Annotated in this window: 16 protein-coding genes and 1 tRNA gene; 10 read left to right on the forward strand and 7 right to left on the reverse strand. The window is 74.2% G+C overall.

The window, feature by feature from the left end; translation table 11 throughout:
• Positions 1-43: 43 nt before the first annotated feature.
• The 3 genes from IAG43_RS19260 to IAG43_RS19270 form a co-directional block, all read right to left on the reverse strand.
• Positions 44-1,462 (reverse strand): protein kinase domain-containing protein, encoded by a 1,419-nt coding sequence (locus IAG43_RS19260; RefSeq protein WP_187741942.1) that lies wholly within the window; start codon positions 1,460-1,462, stop codon positions 44-46.
• Positions 1,459-2,214: an FHA domain-containing protein gene (locus IAG43_RS19265; protein WP_187741943.1), complete on the reverse strand. Its 756-nt coding sequence runs from the start codon at positions 2,212-2,214 to the stop codon at positions 1,459-1,461. The genes IAG43_RS19260 and IAG43_RS19265 overlap by 4 nt, the downstream gene beginning before the upstream one ends.
• A gap of 326 nt (positions 2,215-2,540) precedes the next feature.
• Positions 2,541-3,077, reverse strand: coding sequence for a hypothetical protein (locus IAG43_RS19270; protein WP_187741944.1), 537 nt, complete (start codon positions 3,075-3,077; stop codon positions 2,541-2,543).
• A 259-nt stretch (positions 3,078-3,336) separates the two neighbouring features.
• On the opposite strand from IAG43_RS19270, the gene IAG43_RS19275 reads away from it, so the two are divergent.
• From IAG43_RS19275 to IAG43_RS19285, 3 genes are all read left to right on the forward strand, one after another.
• Positions 3,337-4,206, forward strand: coding sequence for a bifunctional methylenetetrahydrofolate dehydrogenase/methenyltetrahydrofolate cyclohydrolase (locus tag IAG43_RS19275; protein ID WP_187741945.1), 870 nt, complete (start codon positions 3,337-3,339; stop codon positions 4,204-4,206).
• A gap of 18 nt (positions 4,207-4,224) precedes the next feature.
• Positions 4,225-4,887, forward strand: coding sequence for a DUF3017 domain-containing protein (locus IAG43_RS19280; protein ID WP_187741946.1), 663 nt, complete (start codon positions 4,225-4,227; stop codon positions 4,885-4,887).
• Positions 4,888-5,281: 394 nt separating this feature from the next.
• A complete protein-coding gene (locus tag IAG43_RS19285; RefSeq protein ID WP_187741947.1) occupies positions 5,282-6,271 on the forward strand; it encodes a malate dehydrogenase in 990 nt (329 codons plus the stop codon).
• A gap of 449 nt (positions 6,272-6,720) precedes the next feature.
• Here the strand turns inward: IAG43_RS19285 and IAG43_RS19290 are convergent, their stop codons facing one another.
• The 3 genes from IAG43_RS19290 to IAG43_RS19300 all read right to left on the reverse strand — a co-directional run bounded on the left by IAG43_RS19290 (position 6,721) and on the right by IAG43_RS19300 (position 10,395).
• The gene (locus IAG43_RS19290) at positions 6,721-7,422 is read right to left on the reverse strand and encodes a DUF6882 domain-containing protein (protein ID WP_187741948.1); all 702 of its coding nucleotides are present in this window, start codon (positions 7,420-7,422) and stop codon (positions 6,721-6,723) included.
• A 520-nt stretch (positions 7,423-7,942) separates the two neighbouring features.
• Positions 7,943-10,318, reverse strand: coding sequence for a hypothetical protein (locus IAG43_RS19295; RefSeq protein ID WP_187741949.1), 2,376 nt, complete (start codon positions 10,316-10,318; stop codon positions 7,943-7,945).
• 3 nt (positions 10,319-10,321) lie between these two features.
• Positions 10,322-10,395: transfer RNA gene (locus IAG43_RS19300), tRNA-Arg, on the reverse strand.
• Between the two features lie 420 nt (positions 10,396-10,815).
• Here IAG43_RS19300 and IAG43_RS19305 point away from each other — a divergent pair.
• The 7 genes from IAG43_RS19305 (at position 10,816) to IAG43_RS19335 (ending at position 18,625) form a co-directional block, all read left to right on the forward strand.
• Positions 10,816-12,303 (forward strand): aldehyde dehydrogenase family protein, encoded by a 1,488-nt coding sequence (locus IAG43_RS19305; RefSeq protein WP_187741950.1) that lies wholly within the window; start codon positions 10,816-10,818, stop codon positions 12,301-12,303.
• A 16-nt stretch (positions 12,304-12,319) separates the two neighbouring features.
• Positions 12,320-13,855 (forward strand): GMC family oxidoreductase, encoded by a 1,536-nt coding sequence (locus tag IAG43_RS19310; RefSeq protein ID WP_187741951.1) that lies wholly within the window; start codon positions 12,320-12,322, stop codon positions 13,853-13,855.
• Positions 13,852-14,952, forward strand: a complete 1,101-nt coding sequence (locus IAG43_RS19315) for a quaternary amine ABC transporter ATP-binding protein (protein ID WP_187741952.1) — start codon at positions 13,852-13,854, stop codon at positions 14,950-14,952. Before IAG43_RS19310 ends, IAG43_RS19315 begins: the two co-directional genes overlap by 4 nt.
• An 88-nt stretch (positions 14,953-15,040) precedes the next feature.
• Positions 15,041-17,080: an ABC transporter permease subunit gene (locus IAG43_RS19320; protein ID WP_187741953.1), complete on the forward strand. Its 2,040-nt coding sequence runs from the start codon at positions 15,041-15,043 to the stop codon at positions 17,078-17,080.
• 1 nt (position 17,081) lies between these two features.
• On the forward strand, positions 17,082-18,038 hold the full coding sequence (locus tag IAG43_RS19325; RefSeq protein ID WP_187741954.1) for an ABC transporter substrate-binding protein: 957 nt from the start codon (positions 17,082-17,084) through the stop codon (positions 18,036-18,038).
• 180 nt (positions 18,039-18,218) lie between these two features.
• On the forward strand, positions 18,219-18,404 hold the full coding sequence (locus tag IAG43_RS19330; RefSeq protein ID WP_187741955.1) for a DUF397 domain-containing protein: 186 nt from the start codon (positions 18,219-18,221) through the stop codon (positions 18,402-18,404).
• 35 nt (positions 18,405-18,439) lie between these two features.
• Entirely contained in the window at positions 18,440-18,625 is a 186-nt protein-coding gene (locus IAG43_RS19335) for a DUF397 domain-containing protein (RefSeq protein ID WP_187741956.1), read from the forward strand.
• On the opposite strand, the gene IAG43_RS19340 is transcribed toward IAG43_RS19335, so the two are convergent.
• Positions 18,626-19,144: a Uma2 family endonuclease gene (locus IAG43_RS19340; RefSeq protein ID WP_187744538.1), complete on the reverse strand. Its 519-nt coding sequence runs from the start codon at positions 19,142-19,144 to the stop codon at positions 18,626-18,628.
• Between the last annotated feature and the right edge of the window lie 13 nt (positions 19,145-19,157).

Raw genomic sequence — 19,157 nt, forward strand, 5'->3', positions numbered from 1 at the left:
GACCGCCCGCGGCGCGCGGCCTGCTGACCCGGGCGCGCCCGGGTCAGCAGGCCTTCGCCCAGATGTGGCTGAGGATGCGCGCCGCTCCCTCTCCCAGATCACGCCGCTCGCCCTGTTCGACGCAGCCGAGCCGCCGGTGCAGCGCCTCCTCGGCGTAGTAGACGACGTGGACGTAGCCGTCGGGGTCGGCGACGCCGTTGTTGTAGACGGAGGCGGGGCGGCGGCTGCCCGTCCACGAGCAGCGGACGGCCCCGTCGGTCCAGTTGAACTCGTCGCCCTCCCAGGCGCACATCTCACCCGTGCCGCCCCTGCCGGTGAAGAAGCAGACCGAAGCCGGTGCGCAGCGGTCCCAGCCGGTCGCCGCCACTGCCGGCGTCCTGCCGGACGAGGGCGGTCCCGTCACCGTGGCCGAGACCGCCCCCGCGTCCCGGCCGTCTCCCGGACCGGACCGCTGCCCTTCCGGCAGCAGGGCCAGCGTCCCGAACCCGGCGGCCGCGAGGGCGGTCAGGGCCGCCGTCGCGACGAGCAGCGGCCGGGGCGCCCGGCGCCTGCGGTGCGGTCGCCCCGCTGCCGCTGCCGTCACCCGTTCCAGCAGGGCCGCGGAGCCGTACCGGGCGCGTTCCTCGTGTGTGCGGGCGAGGCAGTCCGCCACGATCTCCCGCCAGAGCGGCGGGAGACCGGGGGAGAGCCGCAGGTCCTCCTCGCCCCGTGCGTAGCGCACGGCCGCGTCCCGGCGGGCCGACGGCGTGGGGCCCGGCAGCGGGAGCGAGCCCGTCAGGACCAGGTGCGCCAGGACGCCGAAGGCCCAGACGTCCGCGGTCTGCCGCACGCGCATGCCGCGCTCGCCGACCTCGGACCAGAGCAGCTCCGGCGGCGTGTAGTCGGCGGTGGCGAACGCCGGGGCGTAGGCGTGGGTGCCGTCGAGCTCGGGCGCCAGGTTGAAGTCGCCCAGCCGTGCCGAGCCGTCCGGCATCAGCAGGACGTTGCCGGGCTTGAGGTCGCCGTGCACCCAGCCCGCGTCGTGGAGCTGGGTGAGGCCCTCGCAGACCTGGGCGAGCAGCTCCGGGCCCGAGCGGGGCGTCCGGTCCTCGGTCAGCAGGGCGTCCAGCGAGCTCCGTGCCTCCTCCAGCACGAGGACGGTGGCGCCGTCGAGTTCGGGGTGGCCGGGGTCGTCGACGGTGAGCGCGTCGTGCATCCGGATCAGCCGCGGCGAGCGCAGCCTGCTCAGCAGGGCGACCTCGCGCTCGGCGAGTTCGCGCAGATGGCGCAGCTGCCTCGGGGTGTGGGTGCCGGTCGGCAGGAACTTCAGTGCGGCGCGGGCCGGTTCGGCGGCGGCGTCCTCGTGCCGTGCGGCGTAGACGTGGCCGAAGGCGCCCGAGCCGAGGGCCCGTTCCACGGTCCAGGGCCCGACCCGGTACCCCCGCTCCACGTCGGCCACCCCGTACTGCTCGCCACCGGTCACCGGCACCCACCGCCCGGCGGGCCGGCGAGCACGGCCAGGTCGTCCTCGCGGACCAGGTCGAAGCGGAGGGCGAGGGAGACCAGGGTCTCCTTCTTGCCGTGCAGCCGGGGGCCCTGCTCGACGGTGTCGGGGCCGGGTTTGATGCGCAGCTTGACGGCCAGGTAGTCGATGTTCCACTGCACGGCGGTCCGGTTGGCGCCGGGCCACAGCGGCCGCAGGCGGGCCGCGATCCGGTCGACCGTCGGCGCGGGCGCGTGCGGCGCCCCGCGCAGCCGCGGCTCGCAGAGGGCGGCCAGGACCAGGAAGTAGCGTTTGCTGCGGTCCAGCGGGAAGGCCGACGTGGTCGGTTCGCCGTCGCACGCGTCGACGGTCTCGCCGGCGTAGTCGTGCCGGGGCGCCCAGACGTCGAAGCTCAGCAGTTCGTCCGCCGCGGGCAGCACGATCCGCGAGAACTCGAACGGCACCGGCGCCCCGATGCGTCCGGCGGCGACCTTGATGTGCTCCCCGGCGCCTTCCGGGTTCTCCACCACGTAGGTGCTGGAGCGGCTGAAGTTGCTGAGCGCCCAGTGCGTGCCCGCCGCGGTGATCTCCCCTGCGGTACGGGAGACCCCGGGATGGTCGATGGTCAGCCGTAACGGCTCCGTCCCGGCGGCGGATCTGCCGAAGCGGAGCCGGTCGCCGGGGCCGAGCCGGATCTGTTCGGGCGCGGCGGCGGCCTCCCGGGCCGCCGGTACCACGATGATCGTGTGCATTCCCGTCCTCCCCCGTGTGCCTGCCCGGATGGGATTCGGCGCCAGCGTAGGGAGCGGAGTGCCGCGGGGTCACACCTTTCGCCCGGTGCGCCTCGGACGGACCGCCACCGGTGCGCCTCGGGCGACCGGTGGCGAGGTGCCCGGTCTCGGGGTGCCCGGCCCGGCGACGGGGTGCCGCGGCCCGGACATGCGCAAGGCCGCGGGCCCGGCGCGCGGAAACCCGCGGTCCGGATACGCGGAAGGCCGCGGACCACCGCCCTCGGGGCGGGATCCACGGCCTTGCGCAGAGCACTGCGCGCGCCCCCGGCAGGGGCGCGCCGCGGGCGTCAGTGACGCGGGCGCTTGAACCACTCGGCGCTGTCGCGCTTCGCGGCGAACACGATCAGCAGGATCGCGACGATCAGCGTGACCAGGCCCACCGGGATGGTGAAGATGCCGCTGACGATGGCGAACGAGCCGTAGACGATGGCGCAGACGCGGACGCCGTTGCCGCCGCTCGCGTACTTGAGGGCGAGCGCGAGGCCGAGGGCGGCGAAGACGAGGGAGAGGCCCAGCAGGAAGCCGAGCACGCCCTTGCCGAGGTCGGCGAAGACCTCGGCGTCGGTGCCGCTGAGCTCCGAGGTCGTCTTGTCGAACTCGGAGATGCTGTAGCCGTAGATGCCGGCCACGATGACCTGGCAGACGACGATGATGTACAGGAATATGCGGGCGGCCTTGACGGCGCCCGGCATCTCGGTCGGACCGGTCGGGTAGCCGCCGCCGTAGGGCTGGACCGGCGGGGCCTGGGGGTAGCCGTAGCCGGGCTGCTGGCCCTGCGGCTGGCCCTGCTGGGCGTACGGGTTGTTGGGGTCGCCGAAGCTCATGGCGGTGTTTCCTCCGTTGGAAGTGCGGGGACGACGCGGTCCGAGCGGAGGTACTGCACGATCGTCGATGTCCGGCCCCCCGGCACTGCCCGCGGCACTGCGCGGTTCATCGTCATGTCTTGGCCGACTTTTTGTCCAGCCGATACCCACAGGTGTTGTGCAAGTGCAACCTGTTGTTCGCCCGGGCCGCGCGACCGATCCGCGAGACCGGCCGGGCCCGGATTGGAACCGGGGCGGGTCCATCCGGGAGGATGGGGCCATGACTGCCCAGATTCTCGATGGCAAGGCCACCGCAGCCGCGATCAAGTCCGATCTGACCGCCCGCGTGGCGGCCCTCAAGGAGCGGGGTGTCACCCCGGGGCTCGGGACCCTGCTGGTCGGGGACGACCCGGGGAGCCGCTGGTACGTCAACGGCAAGCACCGTGACTGTGCGCAGGTCGGCATCGCCTCCATCCAGCGCGAACTGCCCGGGACCGCCTCGCAGGAGGAGATCGAGGCGGTGGTGCGCGAGCTCAACGAGAACCCCGAGTGCACCGGCTACATCGTCCAACTCCCGCTTCCCAAGGGCATCGACGCAAACCGGGTCCTGGAGCTGATGGATCCGGCCAAGGACGCCGACGGGCTGCACCCGGTGAGCCTCGGCCGGCTGGTGCTCGGCATCGAGGGCCCGCTGCCCTGCACCCCGTACGGCATCGTCCAGCTCCTGCGCCACCACGGCGTCGAGATCAAGGGCGCGAACGTGGTCGTCGTCGGACGCGGCATCACGATCGGGCGCCCCATGCCGCTGGTGCTGACCCGCAAGTCGGAGAACGCCACGGTGACCCAGTGCCACACCGGCACCCGCGACCTGTCGGCGCACCTGCGGCAGGCGGACATCGTCGTCGCCGCCGCCGGTGTCCCGCACCTGATCAAGCCGGAGGACGTGAAGCCGGGCGCGGCCGTCCTGGACGTCGGCGTCAGCCGCGACGAGCACGGCAAGATCGTCGGCGACGTGCACCCGGGCGTCGCGGAGGTGGCCGGCTGGGTCGCCCCCAACCCCGGTGGTGTGGGCCCGATGACACGGGCGCAGCTGCTGGTCAACGTGGTCGAGGCCGCCGAGCGCGCGGCCGCGGACCTGTCCGAGGGCTGACGGGGAAGGGCTGACGCCATGGGCGAGACCAGGGGCGCGGCGGCCGCCGCGGGCGCGCCGGACGCTCCCGCGCCGGACCCGGCCGACGGTACGGCGGACCGCGCGCAGGAAGCGGCCCGCACGGACGGAGCGGACGGCACGGCCGCGGACGCACCCGCGCCGGGCGCGGCCGACCGCCGGGAGACGGACGGCACCGCGCCGGACGCGGCGGATGCCGGGGCCCACGCCGCCCCGGACCCGGGAGCCGACGGCGGACCGGACGGCGACGAGGAGTCCGGCAGGCCGCACTCCCGTCGCCCGCCCGCCGTCACTCTCGACACGGCCCGTCCCGAGGGCGGCGGGCGCGCCGCGCCGGGCGACGCCCCCGCGCCGGCCCGCCAGTGGCCGCTGCTGACGGTGATCGGGATGGCGGCGGCGGGTCTGCTGATCGTCGGGACCGACGGGTTCCGGGACGCGTTCCGGATCGGGACGATGCTGATCGGCGCCGCGCTGCTCACCGGTGCGGTGCTGCGCCGGGTCATGCCGTCCGTCGGCATGCTCGCGGTCCGGTCGCGGTTCACGGACATGCTCACGTACGGGGTGCTGGGCACGGCGATCGTGCTGCTGGCGCTGGTCGCCCAGCCGAAGCCCTGGCTGGACATCCCGATCCTGGAGGAAGCGGTCCACTTCACGGTCCGCTAGCGCGTCCGCGGAGTACGCGGGCCATGGTGCGGCGCGGACCCCGCACACATCGACGGCGCCCGTCCTCTCCCCCGAGGGAGGACGGGCGCCGTCGTGTGTTCAAGGGTCATGGACGTGCCAAAACCGTTCAAGGGGAGCCGGTTCCCTGTGGCACGGAGGTGACCATTCCGCCACCGTGTGATCGTCCTGCCACAGATGCGGCGGGCCGTCCGCCGGCCCCGGGCCCGGGGGCCGGTACGAGCCGCGCCGCGAGGGGGCATGGACGGGCGGGGCCCCGGGTCCGATAGCCTGGCCGCCGGAAGTCTCTTCACGTCAAGATTCAGGAGGCGTGGACGAGCCGACCACCCGCCTGGGGAGCGCTGCCCCCACCGCCAGCTGTCTAACGGAGATCGTCATGACCCGCACCCCCGTCAACGTCACCGTGACCGGCGCGGCCGGCCAGATCGGCTACGCGCTGCTCTTCCGTATCGCCTCCGGACACCTGCTCGGCGCCGATGTGCCGGTCAAGCTGCGCCTCCTCGAGATCCCGCAGGGCCTCAAGGCCGCCGAGGGCACCGCCATGGAGCTCGACGACTGCGCCTTCCCGCTGCTGAAGGGCATCGACATCACCGACGACCCGAACGTGGGCTTCGCCGGTGCCAACGTCGCGCTCCTCGTCGGCGCCCGCCCGCGCACCAAGGGCATGGAGCGCGGTGACCTGCTCTCCGCGAACGGCGGCATCTTCAAGCCGCAGGGCAAGGCCATCAACGACAACGCCGCGGACGACATCAAGGTCCTCGTCGTCGGCAACCCGGCCAACACCAACGCCCTGATCGCGCAGGCCGCGGCCCCGGACGTACCGGCCGAGCGCTTCACCGCGATGACCCGCCTCGACCACAACCGCGCCATCTCGCAGCTGGCCGCCAAGACCGGCGCGGCCGTCTCCGACATCAAGCGCCTCACGATCTGGGGCAACCACTCGGCGACCCAGTACCCGGACATCTTCCACGCGGAGATCGCCGGCAAGAACGCCGCCGAGACCGTCAACGACGAGGCGTGGCTGGCCGACACCTTCATCCCGACCGTCGCCAAGCGCGGCGCCGCGATCATCGAGGCCCGCGGCGCGTCCTCGGCCGCCTCGGCCGCGAACGCCGCGATCGACCACGTCCACACCTGGGTCAACGGCACCGCCGAGGGCGACTGGACCTCCATGGGCATCCCGTCGGACGGCTCCTACGGCGTCCCGGAGGGCCTGATCTCCTCGTTCCCCGTCACCACCAAGGACGGCCGCTACGAGATCGTCCAGGGCCTGGACATCAACGAGTTCTCCCGTGCGCGCATCGACGCGTCGGTCAAGGAGCTCGCCGAGGAGCGCGACGCGGTCCGCGGGCTCGGCCTCATCTGATCCGCCCCGCACCTCGCGTACCGCCCCCGTCGGCTCCGGCCGGCGGGGGCGGTGGCATGCGTGCGGCGGCGCTGTCCCGGCAGGCCCGGGGCGGGTCCGCGCGCACAGGTGCGCCCGCACAGGTCGGCCCGCAGACCCGGGCGGATCGGGGCAGAGCAGTCCCCGGTGGTCCGCTCCGATTCCGTGCACCCCCAGCCGTCGCTGACGCGCAGGTCTCTCGGGCGGCCCGCCGGGGGCCTGGCCAGAGCCGTGGGAAGGGTCTCGCGGGCCGGTGGACGTCTCCACAGGCGAGTGGGGCTCTCTCCGGATTTCCGGTGTAAAGTCCAGTTTCCTCCCGTTATGACCGAAGTCAAGAGGTCCGGCGGGATCGGACGGGACCGGGCGGGCCCGGCATGGGACCGCCCGTCCGCGGGCCGGGCCCGCGTGGGGCCCCGGGTGGCGCGGAAGGCTCAGGAGGCCGCGGGCGCACCCGTGTTGACGTGCACGGAGGCGATGCGGTCGTGCTCGTCGAAGACGACGTCCACGGTGCCGCCGTCGGGCAGACCCGCGGTCAGCCGGTCGGCCGCCGCGCGGTGCGGCAGCTCGTGGTGCACGACGTACCCCTCGGTCGCGGCCCGGCCCGAACCGCCCAGCAGGGACACCCCGGTGAGCAGCACCCGGGGGAGCGTGATCGCGTCCGGCTCCGCCCGGGGGACCTGCGGGTCGTCCGGGACCAGATAGGCGCGGGCGTCGGGGCTCGCCCGGACGCCGATGTAGCCGGCCGCGCCGAGGACGCCCATCGCCGTGAACGCCAGGGTCTCCGCCGCCGTCCCCGGGTCCTCGTGACCGTCGAGGCGCACCAGCTCCTCGGTGAACTCCGGGAGCCCGTGGGCCTGTCCGTACGCGCGCAGCCGCTCGGCGGCCGCCGCGGCCGGCGAGGAGGCGAAGCCGGGGTTGGCCCAGGACCACAGCCACGAGCACTCGTTGACCTCGTACGAGCCGAGCAGCGAGATCCGCAGCTCCCGCCCCGACTGGCGGTACAGGCACCGCCCGAGGTCGGCGCTCCACTCGCCGGGCGGCAGGAACTCGTTGAAGGTCTCGAGCTGTTCCGCGCCCCAGGCGGCGTGGCGCTCCGTCAGCCGCCGGAACGGCTCGCTGAATATCGTGGTCATGTCCGCGACTCTAGGGCGTGTTGCGAAAGTCCCTCCTGGCCCGCGACGCCTGGCACGCCCGCTCGCTGCGTTGTCGGAGTCATCCGAGTACGCCCGGTACGAGGATGATCCTCCGCCTTGCGATCGCACGCACCAGACGCCGCAGGCCCCGCCCTTCGGGCGGACGGAGCCACTTTCGCAACACGCCCTAGGGGCTGCCCCGTCGTCCCCGGCGGGCGCGCGACGACAGCCACGGCACCTCGCAGCGCTGTCGAATCGCCCCCACGGGCCCGGTACGAGGACGGCCCTCCGCCGTGCGATGCGTCCCCCGCGCCCTGCGGGCCCGGGGAGGCCCCGTGTGTCCGACGCCGCACGCCGATCCACCGGAACGTGCGGGACAGCCCCGAGGGCGCGCCCGGTGCATCGCGCCCGGCGTTCTCCGGGTGGAGGCGCCCTGTGCCGGACACGGCCGGGGCTGCCGCCGAGGGGCCCCTCCCGCCCCCGCCCGGAGGAGCCCCCGGGCCCTCGGAGTGGGACGGCGTCACGCGCCGGACGCGGCCCAGGCGGTGTCCGACGGGTGCGCGTCGCGCATCCAGTGCCACCCCGTCGTCCAGCCGACCAGCCGCCGCGCCCGGCCGCCGTCCGCCGTGCCGTCGGGCCCGAACGCGCCCCCGGCGGCGGTCAGCCGCAGTCCGGCCAGGGCCGGGGCCAGCCGCGCGGCGACGTGCCCCGGGTGGCGGGCCGCCCGCCCGTCGAGCGTGGCCAGCACGGCGGCGCGGCGCTCGTCCGTGCACAGCGACAGGTGGAACACCATCTGCCGCCACGCGTACGCCGCGTCCTTGATGGTCGCGAGCGGATGCCGTTCCTGGTGCACCCGCGCGGTGAGCCGGCACACCGTGTCGAAGCAGCGCGCCGCGAGCGCGTCGTGGCCCGGCTCGGGCGTGATGCCGACCCGGCCCACGAGCGTCGCCAGATTGTGGGTGGTCAGGATCTGGGCCTGCTCGATCACCGTGCCGTTGCCCGCGACGGACCCGCCCCGGCCGCCGCCGGTGCGCCCCGCCGCGGCCCGCTCGGCGCACAGCCGCCCGAAGCCGGGTGAGGTACGCGCGGGGCGGGAACGGCCCGCGTCCCGGCTCGCCTCGGTGATCGCGAGATTGCGCACGGCGGCGTAGTCGATGCCGTAGTAGCGCTCGTAGAGCGTCCCGCGCAGCAGCTCTGCCGCCACGCGCGCCGCGACGAGGAACTTCGGGCCGAACTCGCCCATGAAGATGTCCGCGGCCAGCTCCTCCGTGAACGGCACGCCCAGATCGGCCTCCCGGCCGAGCACGGACATCTCGCGGACCAGCGGGTTCGGCAGCAGCGTCGCGGGAAACGCCTGCACCGCGAGCGTGCCCAGCTCGCGCAGCGCGGCGCGAGCGGCCTCGGCCACCGCCTCGTCACCCGCGCGGTGCCCGGCCACGGCCCGCACCCAGGGCAGCTCCTCGACGCGCACCTGGCTCTCCAGGTGGAGCAGCAGCAGCGAACGCCGGTTGCGGAACGCCCGGTACACGGAGGCCATCAGGGTGCGCAGCGCCCCGTCCCGGTAGGCGTCGGCGGTGGTGGCCGCGACGAGCTGGGGCACGAGCTCCGCCAGCACCTCGGCGGACGGCACCACACCCCGCTCCACCAGCACGGCGAGCGGCGCGCTCAGCGCCGACTCCACGGTGGCGCGCACCGACGGCGGGATCTCGGCCCCGGCCGGCAGCCCGCTCTCCTCGGCCTCCCGTGCGCTCACCGGGGTGAGCAGCGGGGCCGTGTCGGCGATGCCGACGCCCTGCGGAAGCCCGGACAGCCGGACGACCACGAGCTGCGCCAGCCGGTGGTGCGCGGGCTGTGCGGCCTGGCGGGCCTGCTCGGCGCGGAGCGCGGCGTGACGCGCCGAACCGGGGACGCCGCGCTTGCGCACCATCGACGCCACCGCGTGCCGCAGCAGCCTCTCCAGCCGGGGGGCGGGCCGGCGGCCCGCCACGGCGTCCTCCAGCGCGGCCCGCAGGATCGCCGCGTTCTCCCGGGGGCGGCGATGCTTGCCGCACCGGGTGTGCTCCTCGGCCAGGCGGCGGTAGCGGCGCAGCAGCGCGTCGCCGCGCGCCAGCCAGTCCGCGTCGTACGCGGTGCCGGGTGCGGCCGCGCCGGGCGCTTCGGTGCGGGCGGTGCCGTCCGGCGCGCGCACCTCCAGCCAGTGCGACAGCAGGTCGTCGGCGAACGGCAGCCACACCGCGAGGGATTCGCGCTGGGCCTCGACCGCGTCCTTCGGGCCGCGCAGGGAGAGCGTCCACCCGGCGTCGTCGGCAGTGGTCCGGTGCAGAGCCCGAGGGTCGGGAGCGGGGATGTCCGAGGGGCGCGGCAGCATACGCAGCCGGCCGGCGAACGGCTCCAGGATCTCGACCAGTTCCAGCGCGGCGGCCGTCTCCCCGGCCCGCACCAGCCACGCGACCGTCAGCAGCGCCGCCTCCTCCGGGAGCGCCACCTCGTAGCGGCCGCTGTCCAGCAGCTCCCACAGCTCGGCGAGGCCGGGTTCGGTGAGGAAGTGGGCGAAGAGCGCGGAACGCTCCTCGGGGACGCCGGCCCGCCGCGCGGCGGCCGTCTCATGGGGGAGCAGGGGGCCGCCGGCCGCCCCCTCCCCGGTGGCGAACCCGCCGCGCACGACCTCGGGGGTGACCCAGGCGGGCAGCCCCGCGACCGGCGTGCGCGACCCGATGCGCAGCCGTCCGTCCGCCATGCCCGCGAGAACGGCCCGCCAGCGTGCGACGCGCGTCTCGGCGCGGTCGCGGGTGGCCGGGTCCCCGTGCGTGAGCGCGGTCACGAAGGCGCGGGCCAGCTCGGCGCGGGCGTAGGAGGGCGATGCGGTCGGGTGCTGCTGCTCAGCGTTCTCGTCCATAAGCCGACGTGGCGGGTTCCGCCCCCGCGCCCTCCGGGTCCGAAGCCCGGCGCTCTGGCTGACTGAGCTACACGTCGATGCGCTGACGCTAGCGGCGCCCGCTCCGAGCGGACAACGCCTTTTCCCTGCGGGGCGCTTGGGGGTGGGGGCCGCCTTCTCCGCCCGTCCGGCGCTTCAGGACACCGCGCGCAGCGTGGTGCCGTGGTCACCGGGCCGCAGTCGGGAACGCGCTGCGCCGGGGGACGCCAGTGGTCGTGGCACGGCCCCGTCGGATCGGGGCGCGGGCCCGGTGGCCGCGGCACGGCCTGCGGCCGTGTCCTCAATCGCCGGACGGGCTGGAGTGGCCCGCCCCCCGGGCGTGACCCGCGCCTCACCCGCGGTGTGAAGCGGCCCACTATCCGTGAACCGTTGCGCATGGTTCCGCGTACCGGGGGCAGGCGGCCCGATCGCCGGGACGACCGGCAGGGGGAAGCACCAACGAAAGGCCATGACGCGACGTGTCGGCAGCACAACAGACCATCCATGTGGGCGGAGAGTGGCGAGCGGCCGTCTCCGGCGCCACCCGCGAGATCCTCGACCCTGTCGACGCGACCGTCTTCGCGGTCGTGTCGGAGGGTGACGTCGCGGACACGGACGACGCCGTCGCGGCCGCCCGCGCCGCCTTCGACGACGGCTCCTGGCCCCGTACCCCGCCCGCCGAGCGGGCGGCCCTGCTGCGCCGCGTCGCCGGGCTGCTGGAGCGCGACCGGGAGCGGATCGGCGCCCTGGAGAGCCGGGACGCGGGCAAGACCCTGGAGGAGGGCCGCGTCGACGTCGACTGCGTGCGCGACGCCTTCCTCTACTTCGCCGGCCTGGTGGAGGCGGAGAGCGGCGGCCGTGTCGTCGACGCCGGATCGGACGAGATCCACAGCGTCGTCGTCCACGAGCCGGTCGGCGTCTGCGCGCTGATCACGCCGTGGAACTACCCGCTGCTCCAGGCGAGCTGGAAGATCGCGCCCGCGCTCGCCGCCGGGAACACCTTCGTCGTCAAGCCCAGCGAGATCACGCCGCTGACCACGGTCGTCCTCGTCGAGCTGCTGATGGAGGCCGGGCTGCCGCTCGGCGCCGCCAACATCGTCACCGGCCCCGGCGCCACCGTGGGCGCCCGGCTCGCCGAGCACCCCGACGTCGACCTGGTCTCCTTCACCGGCGGCCTCGTCAGCGGGGTCAAGGTGGCCAAGGCGGCGGCCGAGGGCGTGAAGAAGGTAGCCCTGGAGCTCGGCGGCAAGAACCCGAACGTCGTCTTCGCCGACGCCTGCGCCACCGACGAGGGCTTCGACACCGCCGTCGACCAGGCGCTCAACGCCGCCTTCATCCACAGCGGCCAGGTCTGCTCGGCCGGCTCCCGGCTGATCGTCGAGGAGTCCGTGCGCGACCGCTTCGTCACCGAACTCGCCCGCCGCGCCGAGCGGATACGCCTCGGCCGGGGCACCGACGAGGGCGTCGAGTGCGGCCCGCTCGTCTCCGCCGACCAGCTCGCGAAGACCGAGGACTTCGTCGCCTCCGCCCTGAAGGAGGGCGCCGTGCTCCGCGCCGGCGGCGAGAGGCCCGAGGGCCCCGGCTTCTTCTACCGGCCCACCGTGCTCGACCACTGCCACCGCGACATGCGCGTCATCCGCGAGGAGGTGTTCGGTCCGGTCCTGACCGTGGAGACCTTCACCACGGAGGACGAGGCCGTCGCCCTCGCCAACGACACCGAGTACGGCCTGGCCGGCGGCGTGTGGAGCGCCGACACCGCCCGCGCCCGGCGCGTCGCCGCCCGGCTGCGCCACGGCACGGTCTGGATCAACGACTTCCACCCCTATCTGCCGCAGGCGGAGTGGGGCGGCTTCGGCAAGTCCGGCACCGGCCGCGAGCTGGGGCCGACGGGCCTCGCCGAGTACCGCGAGGCCAAGCACGTCTACGAGAACCTCGCCCCGCGCCCCGTGCGCTGGTTCGCGGGCTGAGCGCGGGGACGGACCCATGACCGAGAACCACGAGAACCAGGTCTACGACTACGTCGTCGTCGGCGGCGGCACCGCCGGCTCGGTGATCGCCTCCCGGCTGACCGAGGACCCGGACGTCACCGTCGCCGTCATCGAGGGCGGCCCCAGCGACGTCGGCCGCGACGACGTGCTCACCCTGCGCCGCTGGATGGGCCTGCTCGGCGGGGAGCTGGACTACGACTACCCGACGACCGAGCAGCCGCGCGGCAACTCGCACATCCGCCACAGCCGCGCCCGGGTGCTCGGCGGCTGCTCGTCCCACAACACCCTGATCGCCTTCAAGCCGCTGCCGTCCGACTGGGACGAGTGGGCCGAGGCGGGCGCCGAGGGCTGGGACGCCGCCGCGATGGACCCGTACTTCGCCCGGCTGCGCAACAACATCGTCCCCGTCGACGAGGCCGACCGGAACGCCATCGCCCGCGACTTCGTCGACGCCGCGCAGGCGGCCCTGTCGGTGCCGCGCGTCGAGGGCTTCAACCGGGCGCCGTTCCACGAGGGCACCGGCTTCTTCGACCTGGCGTACCACCCGGAGGACAACAAGCGCTCCTCCGCCTCGGTCGCCTATCTGCACCCCTTCCTGGACCGGCCGAACCTCCACATCGCCCTGGAGACCTGGGCGTTCCGCCTGGAGCTGGACGGCACCCGGGCCACCGGCGTGCACATCCGCACCGCCGACGGCGCGGAGCACGTCGTGCGCGCCCGGCGTGAAGTGCTGGTGTGCGCGGGCGCGGTGGACACCCCGCGGCTGCTGCTGCACTCCGGCATCGGGCCGCGTGCCGATCTGGAGAAGCTCGGCATCCCCGTCGTCCACGACCTGCCGGGCGTCGGCGAGAACCTGCTCGACCACCCGGAGTCGGTCATCGTCTGGGAGACCCACGGCCCCATCCCGGAGAACTCCGCGATGGACTCCGACGCGGGGCTCTTCGTCCGCCGGGACCCGGCCTCCGCCGGGCCGGACCTGATGTTCCACTTCTACCAGATCCCGTTCACCGACAATCCGGAGCGGATCGGCTACGAACGGCCCGCGCACGGCGTGTCGATGACCCCGAACATCCCCAAGCCCAGGAGCCGCGGACGGCTGTATCTGACGAGCGCCGATCCCGAGGTCAAGCCCGCCCTCGACTTCCGGTACTTCACCGACGAGGACGACTACGACGGCCGGACGCTCGTCGACGGCATCCGCATCGCCCGCGAGATCGCCGCCACCGAACCGCTGGCCGGCTGGCTGAAGCGGGAGGTCTGCCCGGGCCCGGAGGTCACCTCCGACGAGGAGCTGAGTGCCTACGCCCGCCAGGTCGCGCACACCGTCTACCACCCCGCCGGCACCTGCCGGATGGGCGCGGCCGACGACGGACTCGCCGTCGTCGCCCCCGACCTGAGGATCAGGGGTCTTCAGAACATCCGGATCGCCGACGCGTCCGTCTTCCCGACCATGACCGCCGTGAACCCCATGATCGGCGTCCTCATGGTCGGCGAGAAGTGCGCCGACCTGCTGGGAGGCACGAGCCGATGAGTACCGCCACCGCACCCGCCGCACCCGGTGCGCCGAACGCCTCCGAGGCGGCGCCGCCCGTCTTCGCCGTGCGCGACCTGTGGAAGGTCTTCGGCCCGAAGGCCGACCGCGTCCCCGCCGACCCGGAGCTGGCCGCGCTCGACGCCGCCGCGCTCCGCGAGCGCACCGGCTGCACCGCCGCCGTGCGCGACGTCTCCTTCGACGTCCGCAAGGGCGAGGTCTTCGTCGTCATGGGCCTGTCGGGCTCCGGCAAGTCCACGCTCGTGCGCTGTCTGACCCGGCTCATCGAGCCGACCTCGGGCACGATCGCCATCGACGGCGAGGACGTGCTCTCCATGGACGCGGGCCGGCTGCGCGAACTGCGCCGCCACCGGGCCGCCATGGTCTTCCAGCACTTCGGCCTGCTGCCGCACCGCTCCGTCCTCGACAACATCGCCTACGGCCTGGAGATCCAGGGCGTCGGACGCGCCGAACGCCGGGCGCGGGCTGCCGAATTCGTGGAGAAGGTCGGTCTCGCGGGGCTGGAGCACCGCCGTCCCGGCCAGCTCTCCGGCGGCCAGCAGCAGCGCGTCGGCCTCGCCCGCGCGCTCGCCGTCGACCCCGAGGTGCTGCTGTTCGACGAGCCGTTCAGCGCGCTCGACCCGCTGATCAGGCGCGACATGCAGGAGGAGGTCGTCCGCCTCCACCGGGAGGAGGGCCGCACCATGGTCTTCATCACCCACGACCTGAGCGAGGCACTGCGCCTCGGCGACCGGATCGCGCTGATGCGCGACGGCCGGATCGTGCAGCTCGGCACCCCCGAGGAGATCGTCGGCTCCCCGGCCGACGACTACGTCCGCGACTTCGTCCGGGACGTGCCGCGCGAGCAGGTCATGACCGTGCGCGCAGCGATGCGCCCGGCGTCCGCCGCCGAGACGGAGACCGGCCCGGCCCTCGCGCCGGACGCCACCGTCCACGAGGCCATCGAGGCCGTCGCCCGCACCGGCGAGTCCGCCCGCGTCGTCGAGGGCGGCCGCTGCCTGGGCGTCGTCGACCACGCGGGGCTGCTGGGCGTGGTCGCCGGTGTCACGCCCCCGGCACGGAAGGCGGTGGCCTGATGCACTCCCACACCACCTGGCCCCCGCCGGGCCCCCGCACCGTCCGCCACGCCTCCGCCCCGGTCACGCCCCTCGGGCGGTGGAGCCGATGACCGCCACCGCCACCCCCGCCACCACCCCCGCGGCGGGCGCCTCCGCAGCGGACGCCCCCGAGTCCGCGCACGCCCCCGACTCCGCGGCCGCGACGTCCCCCGCGGCCGCGGCGCCCTCCGGGTCCGCCCGCACCTTCCTCGCACGCCACCGCTCACGGCTGATCGCCGCCGGTACGGCCGTGCTGCTCCTCCTCGGCGCCTTCCTCCTCGGCGGCGGCACCTGGCCCGGCCGGATGGCCGTCGACCTCTCCGGACCGCTCGGCGACACCAGCGACTGGATCATCGACAACCGGGACAGCCACCCCCTCTTCCTCCACGTCCTCGGCCACGTCAGCAACGCCGTCGTGCTCTCGGTGCGCGCGGTGTACCTGGTGCTGCTCGCCGCCGGCTGGGCCGGTGTCACCGCGGCCGCCGGCGTGATCGCCTGGCGCGTCGCGGGCGTCCGCCTCGCGCTCGGCTCCGTCGCCGCGTTCGCCGCCTGCGGGCTCCTCGGCATGTGGGTGCCCACCATGCAGACGCTGGCCCTGATGGTCGTCGCCGTGGCCGCGTCCGTGCTGCTCGGCGGCCTCCTCGGCCTCGCCGCGGGCCTCTCCGACCGCATGCACCGCGTGCTGCGCCCCGTCCTCGACACCATGCAGGTGCTCCCGGCCTTCGCGTACCTGCTGCCGGTCGTCCTCGTCTTCGGCATCGGCGTGCCCGCCGCCGTCCTCGCGACCGTCGTCTACGCGGCCCCGCCCATGGCCCGCCTGACCGCGCTCGGACTGCGCGGCGCGGACGCCGGGGTGATGGAGGCCGCGGCCTCGCTCGGCGCGACCGCCCGGCAGCGGCTGCTGACCGCCCGGCTGCCGCTCGCCCGCAAGGAACTCCTCCTCGGGCTCAACCAGTCGATCATGATGGCGCTCTCCATGGCCGTCATCGCGTCCGTGATCGGGGCGGGCGGCCTCGGCGACCGCGTCTACCAGGCGCTCGCCTCCGTCGACGTCGGCGCCGCGCTCGCCGCGGGCGTCCCGATCGTGCTGCTCGCCGTCGTCCTCGACCGCGTCACCGCGGCCGCCGGCGCCCGCCTCGGCGACGCCCCCGCCCGCGGCGCCCGCCTCGGCTGGGCGATCGCCGCGGCCGTCACCGCCGCCGCCGCGCTGGCGGGCCGGTTCACCGGCCGGCTCGGCTGGCCCGACGCCTGGACGCTGGACGTCGCCGAGCCCGTCAACCGGGCCGTCGACTGGATGACCGCCCACCTCTACACCGGCGTCCCCGTCATCGGCGGCACCGCCGACTGGGCCGCCCACTTCACCACCTGGGTCCTCGACCCGGTGCGCTCCGGCCTGACCTGGCTGCCCTGGTGGGCCGTTCTCCTCCTGGTCGGCGCGCTCGCCCTGATCATCGGCACCTGGCGCACGGCCGCGACCGCCGTCCTCGCGATGGCCGGGATCGGGGTCCTCGGCGTGTGGGAGCCGGCGCTCGACACGCTGTCGCAGGTGCTGGCCGCCGTCGCGGTCACCCTCGTCATCGGGTTCGCCACCGGCATCGCCGCGGCCCGCAGCGCACGGCTGAACCGTGCGCTCCGCCCGGTGCTGGACGTCTTCCAGACGATGCCGCAGTTCGTGTATCTGATCCCGGTGGTCGCCCTCTTCGGAGTCGGCCGGGCCCCGGCGGTCGCCGCCGCCGTGGTGTACGCGCTGCCCGCCGTCGTCCGCATCACCGCGCAGGGCATGGCGGCCGTGGACCCGGCCGCCGTGGAGGCCGCGCGCTCGCTGGGCGCGACCGGCCGCCAGCAGCTCCTCCAGGTCCAACTGCCGCTCGCCCGGCCCGCGCTGCTGCTCGCGGTGAACCAGGGCGTGGTCCTGGTGCTCGCCGTGGTCGTCATCGGCGGCCTGGTGGGCGGTGGCGCGCTCGGCTACGACGTCGTCTTCGGCCTCGCCCAGGGCGACCTGGCGACCGGGCTGGTCGCGGGCGCCGCGATCGTCTGCCTCGGGCTGATGCTCGACCGCGTCACCCAGCCGACGGAACGCCGTGCCACCGCAGGAAAGGGGGCCTGACATGGCTCGCCCGCGTATCGCCGTCCTCGCCGCCGCCCTGGGCCTGGTCGCCCTGACCGGCTGCGGTGCGGCCGACATGACGAAGCAGGCGTCCCCGTACGCCGCCGCCCAGGGCGCCCGCACGGTCACCCTGTCCGTGCAGTCCTGGGTGGGCGCGCAGGCCAACGTCGCCGTCGCCCAGTACCTGCTGGAGAAGGAACTCGGCTACCGCGTCGACACCGTCCAGATCGACGAGGTCCCGGCCTGGGACGCCCTCAGCCAGGGCCGCGTGGACGCCATCCTGGAGGACTGGGGCCACCCCGAGCAGGAGCAGCGCTACATCGAGGACAAGGGCACCATCACCCGCGGCGGCGACCTCGGGGTCACCGGCCACATCGGGTGGTTCGTGCCGACGTACTTCGCCGAGAAGCACCCGGACGTCACCGACTGGAGGAACCTCGACAAGTACGCCGACGAACTCCGCACCGCGGAGAGCGGCGGCAAGGGCCAGCTGCTGGACGGCTCCCCGTCCTACGTCACCAACGACAAGGCGCTGGTGAAGAACCTGGACCTGGACTACCAGGTCGTGTTCGCCGGCTCAGAGGCGGCGCAGATCACCCAGATCCAGCAGTTCGCCAAGGCGGAGAAGCCGTTCCTCTCCTACTGGTACAAGCCCCAGTGGCTGTTCGAGAAGGTGCCCATGACGGAGGTGAAGCTCCCCGAGTACACCGAGGGCTGCGACGCCGACCCGGAGAAGGTGGCCTGCGCCTACCCGCACACCCCGCTCCAGAAGTTCTTCAACACCCGCTTCGCGGACAAGGGCGGCGACGCGGCCGCCTTCCTGAAGAAGTTCCGCTGGACGGAGAAGGAGCAGAACGAGGTCTCCCTGATGATCGCGGAGCAGAAGCTCTCGCCCGAGGAGGCCGCGAGGAAGTGGGTCGACGCGAACGAGCCGACCTGGCGGGAGTGGCTGCCGTAGCGGAACACTGAACTCCGCGTACCCGTACGCCGGGTGAGCGTACGGGTACGCGGACGTGCGGGCGGTTCGTCTCCGCCCCGGAACTGGTCAGCGCGGACCGGATGCGGTACGCAGGATGCGGTCGCAGGCTCACTCCCTCAAGGAATCCTCGGGCCTGCTGCGGCAGATGCGAGGAGCGACATGAGCGCGGATGACCTCACCTGGTTCAAGAGCAGCTACAGCAGCAGCTCCGGCGACAGTTGCGTCGAGGTGGCGACGGCTCCCGACGCGGTTCGCGTCCGGGACTCCAAGCTGGAGAGCAGTCCTGTGTTCGCCGTCCCGCGCTCCGCGTGGGCGGGGTTCGTGGCGTATGCGGCGGACGCCTGATCAGTCCGCGTACAGCGGCAGATGCGAGGAGCGACATGAGCGCGGATGACCTCACCTGGTTCAAGAGCAGCTACAGCAGCGATTCCGGCGACAGTTGCGTCGAGGTGGCGACGGCTCCCGACGCTGTGCGCGTCCGGGACTCCAAGCTGGAGAGCAGTCCTCTTCTCTCCGTCACGCCCGCTGGGTGGGCGGGGTTCGTGGCGTATGCGGCGGACGCCTGATCAGTCCGCGTACAGCGGCAGCCCCTCGGTCGGGATCGTCCAGTCGCCGAGGGTGACCTTCTCGCCGTACACGAACTCCCGACGGGTGGCGTAGCGCGGGCCCGACGGGGTGGTGTGGATGTCGCCCAGCACCGCGCCGGAGCCCGTGCGGGGATCGAAGACCGCGTAGACCGGGATGCCGAGCAGGGGATAGTCGCGCATCTTGCCCACCCAGTCGTTGTCCGGGTTGGAGCGGGAGACGACCTCGATCGCGGCGAGCACGGTGTGCGGGTCGAAGGAGCCCTCGCCCTCCATGTCGGCCTCGGCGATGACCATCACGTCCGGGTGGCGCATGACGCCTTCGCCGGCGTGCTCCACATCGGGCGTGCCGGTGTGCGCCACCAGCCCCTCCGGGAGGACCTGTTCGAGGCGCCGGCGGACGCGCAGCACGGTGAGCTCGTGCGGCCGTGCGGGTCTCCTCCGGTCGTGGACGATGCCCTCGCCGGTGACCTCGAACGTGCCGGGGAGTGCGTCGCCCATGGAGACGGCTATC

Origin of the sequence: Streptomyces genisteinicus, from assembly GCF_014489615.1 — a bacterium.
In the GTDB taxonomy this organism is placed as follows: Bacteria; Actinomycetota; Actinomycetes; order Streptomycetales; family Streptomycetaceae; genus Streptomyces; species Streptomyces genisteinicus.

Bases quoted from the DNA above. Each gene is read 5' to 3' on its own strand.
- IAG43_RS19280 (WP_187741946.1), top strand. From the start codon at position 4,225: ATGGGCGAGACCAGGGGCGCGGCGGCCGCCGCGGGCGCGCCGGACGCT.
- IAG43_RS19340 (WP_187744538.1), bottom strand. From the start codon at position 19,144: ATGGGCGACGCACTCCCCGGCACGTTCGAGGTCACCGGCGAGGGCATC.
- IAG43_RS19290 (WP_187741948.1), bottom strand. From the start codon at position 7,422: ATGACCACGATATTCAGCGAGCCGTTCCGGCGGCTGACGGAGCGCCAC.
- IAG43_RS19275 (WP_187741945.1), top strand. From the start codon at position 3,337: ATGACTGCCCAGATTCTCGATGGCAAGGCCACCGCAGCCGCGATCAAG.
- IAG43_RS19295 (WP_187741949.1), bottom strand. From the start codon at position 10,318: ATGGACGAGAACGCTGAGCAGCAGCACCCGACCGCATCGCCCTCCTAC.
- IAG43_RS19310 (WP_187741951.1), top strand. From the start codon at position 12,320: ATGACCGAGAACCACGAGAACCAGGTCTACGACTACGTCGTCGTCGGC.
- IAG43_RS19265 (WP_187741943.1), bottom strand. From the start codon at position 2,214: ATGCACACGATCATCGTGGTACCGGCGGCCCGGGAGGCCGCCGCCGCG.
- IAG43_RS19330 (WP_187741955.1), top strand. From the start codon at position 18,219: ATGAGCGCGGATGACCTCACCTGGTTCAAGAGCAGCTACAGCAGCAGC.
- IAG43_RS19320 (WP_187741953.1), top strand. From the start codon at position 15,041: ATGACCGCCACCGCCACCCCCGCCACCACCCCCGCGGCGGGCGCCTCC.
- IAG43_RS19325 (WP_187741954.1), top strand. From the start codon at position 17,082: ATGGCTCGCCCGCGTATCGCCGTCCTCGCCGCCGCCCTGGGCCTGGTC.
- IAG43_RS19285 (WP_187741947.1), top strand. From the start codon at position 5,282: ATGACCCGCACCCCCGTCAACGTCACCGTGACCGGCGCGGCCGGCCAG.
- IAG43_RS19315 (WP_187741952.1), top strand. From the start codon at position 13,852: ATGAGTACCGCCACCGCACCCGCCGCACCCGGTGCGCCGAACGCCTCC.
- IAG43_RS19270 (WP_187741944.1), bottom strand. From the start codon at position 3,077: ATGAGCTTCGGCGACCCCAACAACCCGTACGCCCAGCAGGGCCAGCCG.
- IAG43_RS19335 (WP_187741956.1), top strand. From the start codon at position 18,440: ATGAGCGCGGATGACCTCACCTGGTTCAAGAGCAGCTACAGCAGCGAT.